8 protein-coding genes are annotated in these 6,258 nt (G+C 71.4%); 6 read left to right on the forward strand and 2 right to left on the reverse strand.

The genetic code is table 11. The annotated features are described in order from the left end of the window. Together ACZ7LS_RS33045 and ACZ7LS_RS33050 are read left to right on the forward strand one after the other, a co-directional pair. A partial coding sequence (locus tag ACZ7LS_RS33045) for a transposase (protein ID WP_385133803.1) occupies positions 1–177 on the forward strand: 177 nt, incomplete at its 5' end. Between the two features lie 80 nt (positions 178–257). Beyond that, positions 258–497 (forward strand): RICIN domain-containing protein, encoded by a 240-nt coding sequence (locus ACZ7LS_RS33050; RefSeq protein WP_129773292.1) that lies wholly within the window; start codon positions 258–260, stop codon positions 495–497. A gap of 173 nt (positions 498–670) precedes the next feature. Here the strand turns inward: ACZ7LS_RS33050 and ACZ7LS_RS33055 are convergent, their stop codons facing one another. Beyond that, complete coding sequence (locus tag ACZ7LS_RS33055) at positions 671–1,645, reverse strand: AraC-like ligand-binding domain-containing protein (RefSeq protein WP_469450111.1); 975 nt, start codon at positions 1,643–1,645, stop codon at positions 671–673. A gap of 94 nt (positions 1,646–1,739) precedes the next feature. Next, positions 1,740–2,681 carry an AraC family transcriptional regulator gene (locus tag ACZ7LS_RS33060; protein WP_385371670.1) on the reverse strand — a complete coding sequence of 314 codons (942 nt, stop codon included), beginning with the start codon at positions 2,679–2,681 and terminating at the stop codon, positions 1,740–1,742. 82 nt (positions 2,682–2,763) lie between these two features. Here ACZ7LS_RS33060 and ACZ7LS_RS33065 point away from each other — a divergent pair, with 82 nt between their 5' ends. The 4 genes from ACZ7LS_RS33065 (at position 2,764) to ACZ7LS_RS33080 (ending at position 6,145) form a co-directional block, all read left to right on the forward strand. After that, positions 2,764–3,615: an NAD(P)H-binding protein gene (locus ACZ7LS_RS33065; RefSeq protein WP_385137429.1), complete on the forward strand. Its 852-nt coding sequence runs from the start codon at positions 2,764–2,766 to the stop codon at positions 3,613–3,615. Positions 3,616–3,690: 75 nt separating this feature from the next. Beyond that, positions 3,691–4,119, forward strand: coding sequence for a pyridoxamine 5'-phosphate oxidase family protein (locus ACZ7LS_RS33070; protein ID WP_382671798.1), 429 nt, complete (start codon positions 3,691–3,693; stop codon positions 4,117–4,119). Between the two features lie 158 nt (positions 4,120–4,277). Next, positions 4,278–4,784: a Dps family protein gene (locus ACZ7LS_RS33075; RefSeq protein ID WP_382525623.1), complete on the forward strand. Its 507-nt coding sequence runs from the start codon at positions 4,278–4,280 to the stop codon at positions 4,782–4,784. Between the two features lie 203 nt (positions 4,785–4,987). Continuing rightward, positions 4,988–6,145: a lactonase family protein gene (locus ACZ7LS_RS33080; protein WP_382671795.1), complete on the forward strand. Its 1,158-nt coding sequence runs from the start codon at positions 4,988–4,990 to the stop codon at positions 6,143–6,145. Positions 6,146–6,258 lie beyond the last annotated feature (113 nt).

Genomic DNA, 6,258 nt, shown 5'->3' on the forward strand with positions numbered 1-6,258 from the left:
GACTCCAGCGAACGGCTCGGCCGGCGCAGGTGGGTGATCGAGCGCACCATGTCCTGGCTGACCGGGTACCGACGCCTCAACCACCGCTACGAACGGAAACCAGACAACTACCTGGCCTTTCTCGGCCTTGCATCCGCTCTCTGCTGCTACAAACGGCTCCTCAAACTGACCATGTAGGACACGGTCTTAGTTGCGCCAGCACTATTCGGCAGCAGTGGTACTGGGGCTCCGAGTCGAACAGCTGGCAAGGTCACACGATGAAGCGGCTGGTGAATGTCGCCACCGGTGCCTGCCTGACCACGGACAACAAGTCCGAGTGGAACGCCGTCTGGCTGGCTCCCTGTGGAAACCGCTCCGGACAGTTCTGGACTGCCGACGACGACAGAATCCAGAACCAGAACGGCAACTTCCTCATCAACGATGGGGACGACGCCCTCCATACCGTCCGGGAATACAGCGGTTCGATCGAATTCTTGTGGGTGGGCCGGACGTGGTGATATTCCGCCCGGCCATCGCGTCGGCCGGCACCGTCACCGGGATCCTCGCCCTGCTCCTCTGACTGCCAACACCGCGCCCCCTGCCTGGCCTTCACGGGCTGTGCAAGGGGTCTCGGTGTTTCGGCCTCCGTGGCCGCCGTCCACAGGGGAGACGGCGGCCACGCGAAAGCCGGCTACGCCGGGGAGTCGAGGGCTTGGCGGCGGTAGTCCCGGGGCGGGAGGTCGTAGGCGGCGCGGAAGGCGCGGGTGAAGGTGGCGTGGTCCGGGAAGCCCCAGCGGGCCGCGATCCGGTGGACGGCGATGGTCCGTAGCGCACGGTCGGCGAGGTCACGGCGGGCGCGTTCGAGGCGCTGCTCGCGGATCCAGGACGCGACGGTGTCGTCGCGCGCGCGGAAGAGACGGTGCAGATAGCTGACGGAGATGTGGTGGGCGGCGGCGATGGCGCCCGGTGACAGCTCGGGGTCGTGCAAATGCTGCTGTACGAACGCCTCGATGCGCAGGAACAGGGCGCGTTGCCGGGAGCCGTCCGGCACGCGCGTGTCGGCGTCGAGGTGGTGGGCGAGTACCGCGGTCAGCAGGTCGAGGGCGACCGTACCCAGCCGGGGGGCGTCGGCCGGCCGGTAGGCGGCGGAGTCGGTGGTCAGGCTGGTGAGGAACTGGGTGAGCAGCGACCCCACGCCCTCGCGGCCCGGGAGCGGCACCGCGATCAGCCCCGCGCTCCGGTCCACGGGCAGGGGCAGCAGCGCGCGCGGTACGAGGGCGTGTACGAGCGCGGCCGTCCCGCGGTCGGCGGCGATCCTCACGTCGAAGGGGCGCGAGCTGTCGTACAGCGCGAAGTCGTACGGTCCCAACTCCACCTCGTGGGCGTCCTGGACGACGCCGAGCCCGCCGCGCAGGGCGAAGACGACCGAGTACAGCTCGGGGTCGCACCGCCGGATCAGCCGCGGTGTGCGCTGTACGTCCGAGGGTGAGCAGGTCAGCGCGATGACGTTCACGGCCGCGAGGTCCAGCGCCCGCGCCGTGGCACTGAACCGCGCCCGCTCGCCGCTCTCCACCCGCATCGGGTACAGACTGCCGACCTGGAACGCGTCGAAGCGGGCCAGCCGCTCCGCCGCCGGAAGGTCATCGCTGTGAAAGACCGTCTCCATCATGGTGCCCCCTCCCCTGGCGTCACCGTATCGGCTCGGGACGGCGCGCGGGCGGGACGGAGCATCCCCTTCCGCCTGGTGTGTGTCCCGTCGGCTACCGTGTGGCGCCCGCGCGCCGGAACTCGCTCGGGCTGACGCCCCGGATCCGTTTGAACGCCGCGCTGAACGCGAACGCGTCGGTGTAGCCCACGGTGCGCGCGATCTCGGCGACGGTCGCCGTCTCGCGCTCGGTCAGCAGGTCCGCCGCGAGTGTCATGCGCCAGCGGGTCAGGTAGGTGAGCGGGGGTTCGCCGACCAGGTCGGCGAACCGCTTCGCGAGCGTGGAACGCGACACTCCGGTCCGGCCGGCCAGCGAGGAGACCGTCCAGGGCGCCGCCGGTTCGGCGTGCAGCAGGCGCAGCGCGTCGCCCGCCACCGGGTCCCGCTGGGCGGCGTACCAGGCGGGCGGCTCGCCGCCGGGCCGGTCGAAGTACTCGCGCACCGCGCAGACCAGCAACCAGTCCAGCAGCCGGTCCAGGACCACCTGCTGGCCCGGGGTGTCGGTGGCGACCTCGGCGGCGAGGTGGTCCAGTACGGCGTCGGCCCCGCCGCCGGAGGCGACGCGCAGGACGACGGGCAGCGCGTCCAGCAGCCTGCGGCTGATCTCGCCGCGCACCGGGTAGGCGCCGACGATCAGCGTGGTCGCGCCGTCACCGGAGTCGTCGCAGCTGCCGTCGTTCCAGCCGAGCCGGTGCCGGGTCCCGCCCTGTTCGGGCGTCGCGCAGTGCTCGCCGCACGCGACCGGTTCGGCCCGGGTGCCGACCTCGTCGACGAAGGTGAACGGTTCGGGGCCGCGCACGATGAGCGTCTCTCCGGCGCGGAGGTGTTCGGGCGGGCGGTGCTCCGGCACGATCCAGCCCGCCCCGCCGAGGACGGTGCACAACGTCAGCGGGGCGCCGTCCACGAAGTGCAGCGCCCAGGGCGGGGAGAGGGTCGAGCTGGCGAACAACGAGCCCTGGGCCCGCATCCCGCGGAAGAGGTCTCCGAACGCGTCCACCCGGCCGAGGCTAGACGATGACAAAGGTGATCCGGCTCTTCACCCATGGATTCGTCCGCGCGGGTGCCGTTGACTCGTGGTCATGAGCAACGACACCACCCTCGACACCACCCTCGTCCTCGGCGCCACCGGCAAGACCGGCCGGCGGGTCGCCGCCCGGTTGCGGCTGCACGGCACCACGCAGGTGCGCGCCGCCTCCCGATCGAGCCGGACCCGCTTCGACTGGTCCGAGCCCGACGGCTGGGACGCGGTCCTGCGGGGCGTCACCGCCGTCTATGTGGTTCCGCCGTCCGTGCCGGGACCGGTGCACGAGTTCGTGGCGCGGGCCGAGGCGGCCGGGGTACGGCGGCTGGTCCTGCTCTCCGGGCACGGGGTCGACACCTGGGGCGAGTCCGCGTTCGGGCTGGACATGCGCTCGGCCGAGGACGCCGTGCGCGGCTCGGCGCTGGAGTGGACCGTTCTGCGGCCGTCGAACTTCAACCAGAACTTCGACGAGGACGTGTTCCACGCGCCGCTGGTCGCGGGAGAGCTGGCGCTCCCGGCCGGTGAGGTCCCCGAGCCGTTCATCGACGTGGAGGACGTCGCCGACGCCGTGGCCGCGGTGCTGGCCGAGCCCGGCCGGCACGCCGGGCGGATCTACGAGCTGACCGGGCCGCGCGCGCTGACCTTCGCCGAGGCCGTCGAGCTGATCTCCCGGGCGTCCGGGCGGCCCCTCACCTACAAGCGGGTCTCCCCCGCCGAGTACAGCGCGGCGCTGGCCGAGGAGGGCTGGGGCGAGGACGACGCCCATGGCCTCGCGGAGATGTTCGTGCTGATGGAGCGTGGGGTGGGCGCCGCAACGACGGACGGTGTCGCCACCGTGCTGGGGCGGGAACCACGGGCCTTCGAGGAGTACGTCGTGCGGGCCGCGGCGGCGGGAGCCTGGCGCCCCTGACCCTCACCACGGCCCGCCACCGCCATCGTCGTCCTCTGCCCCTGCCCACCGTCATCGTCTTCCGAAAGGGCCGCCATGAGCACCGGCACCAGCCTTCTGACCGCCGAGGACCTGGAGTTCCTCGGACGTCCCCTGCACGGGTTCCTGTCCGTGGCCGGGGGGACGCAGCCGCCACAGCCACGGCCCGTGTGGTTCGAGGCCACCGCGGAGGGGACGATCCAGCTCTTCACGGAGCCGGACTCACTGAAGGTGCGGCGGCTGCGCGACGACCCCCGCGCGTCGATCGTGGTCGCGGCGCCGGTGGGTGAGCGCGAGCGCTGGGTGTCCGTCGTCGGCCGCGTCACGATCGAGGCCGACGGGGCGCGCGAGCTGTGCTCCCGGCTCGCCGCTCGCTACTGGGACCTCGACGACCGGACCCGGGCCGACAGTCTCGCCACGATGCTGGCCACCGAGCACCTCCGCGTCGTCATCCACCCGGAGGCCGTGCGCCGCTTCACGTACTGACCGGGCACCGGGCCCTGGGCTCCAAGCGGGAGCAGACGGACTAACGCCCGGTGGCGGCGGAAAGGGACCTTCGTAAGGCTTGAGGACGTAGATCAACGGACCCCCTGTCCCGTCTCTCCCAGGGGTCCGCCCTCCGGTGCTCTCGAAGGAGATACGTCATGCCCGCTTCCTCCGCCCCTGGGGGTTCCCGGCGTTCGGAGTCCGATGTGCCGGAGTTCACGGCCTCGGCACAGCTCTCCCGGGCGTTGCAGCAGATCGTGGTGGATCTCGTCGAGCTGCATCTCCAGGGGAAGCAGGCGCACTGGAACGTGGTCGGGCACAACTTCCGCGACCTGCACCTGCAACTCGACGAGGTCGTCGACGACGCGCGGGAGTCGGCCGACACCATCGCCGAGCGCATGCGCGCGCTGGAGGCCTGGCCGGACGGCCGCTCCGACACGGTGTCGGCGACCACCACGCTCCCCGCGTTCCCGCAGGGGGTGCAGAGCGTGCATGCCGTCGTCGACCTCATCACCGCGCGCCTGCGGGCCACCGTCGATACGCTGCGCACCCTCCATGACCAGGTCGACAGCGAGGATCCGTCCACGGCCGACCTGCTGCACTCGATCATCGACTCCCTGGAGAAGCACGCCTGGATGGTCAGCGCGGAGAACCGTTCCGCCTGACACCGTCCCCCCGGCATGTGCCTGCCCGTGTGCCACCGTTCGCCGCCCTCGATCCATCCGGACGGGTTACCCGGTGGGCGGCGGTCCGTCGGCGCGGGCCGTTCGTCCCTCACGATGACGGCGGAATGACGCTCCGCGCCGACCGTCGTGTACGCCTTCCTCACAGGAGTCGCGCCCGGCCGGCCCGACTCAGGAAAAGGCAGATGCCGACAACTACCCGCAGGTTCGCTCGTATCGTCAAGGTCGCCGTGACCGTGGCCCTCTCGACGGCCGCCTTCGCCGTGCCCGCCACCGCGGCACCCACCGGCCCCGCCCCGTCCGCCGACCACCACGGCAAGGTGGTGTTCGTCCAGAACGACCGCGTCGAGGGCAATCAGGTGATCGCCTACAGCCGCGAAGCCGACGGTTCCCTGCACAAGCGCGTGATCTACGGCACCGGCGGCAAGGGCGGTGTACTCGGCGGCTCCGTCGTGGACCACCTGGCCTCGCAGGGATCGCTGACGTACGACCATCAGAACAAGCTGCTGTACGCGGTCAACGCGGGCAGCAACACGATCACGGTGTTCGCGGTCGACGGCGACCGGCTGCACCGCAAGCAGGTCATCGAGTCCGGCGGCGTGTTCCCGGTCAGCGTCACCGCGCACGGGGACCGGGTCTTCGTACTCAACGCGCGCGAGGGCGGCTCCATCCAGGGCTTCCGGCTCAAGGAAGGCAAGCTGCACCGCGTCGAGGCCTGGCACCGTGCGCTGCGTCTGAACACCGGCGCCGCGCCCGAGTTCACCCACACCCCGGGCCAGGTGGCCTTCACCCCCGAGGGATCGCAGCTCGTCGTCACCACCAAGCTGGGTGGCAACAGCATCGAGATCTTCCACCTCACCCAGGACGGCGTGCTGTCGCACAAGCCCGTCGTGGACAGCAAGCCGGGCGCGCAGCCGTTCGGGCTGACCTTCGACGCGCAGAACCGGCTGGTTGTCGCCGACGGTGTGGAGGACGCCCTCCTGACGTTCCGTATCCACAAGGACGGCCGTACCACCCTGGTCGACGCGGCACCGACCGGGCAGCAGGCCACCTGCTGGGTCTCCCGCACGGGCGACCACTTCTTCGCGTCCAACGCGGGCAGCAACACCGTCACCCGCTTCCACCAGAACCGTGAGGCCCGCCTCCAGCGCCTGGGCAACACGCCCACGGGCGTGGGCACGGTGGACTCGTCCATCACGCCCGACGGCCAGTTCCTCTACGTCCAGACCGGCGGCGCGGGCGCCGTGGACGCGTTCCGTATCCACAAGGACGGCTCGCTGACCAAGATCAGCACCACGAAGGTCCCGGACGGAGTCGGCGGCGAGGGCATCGTCGCGCTCTGACCCGGCCGGGACCCGGCCGACAGAACACATGGGCGTGGGGGGGGGGGGGGGGGAGGGTGGGGGGGGGGGGGGGGGGGGGCAGGGGGCGCTTGTGTTTGCCCGCCTTCCTGTGG

It is taken from the genome of Streptomyces sp. NPDC039430, from assembly GCF_055639435.1.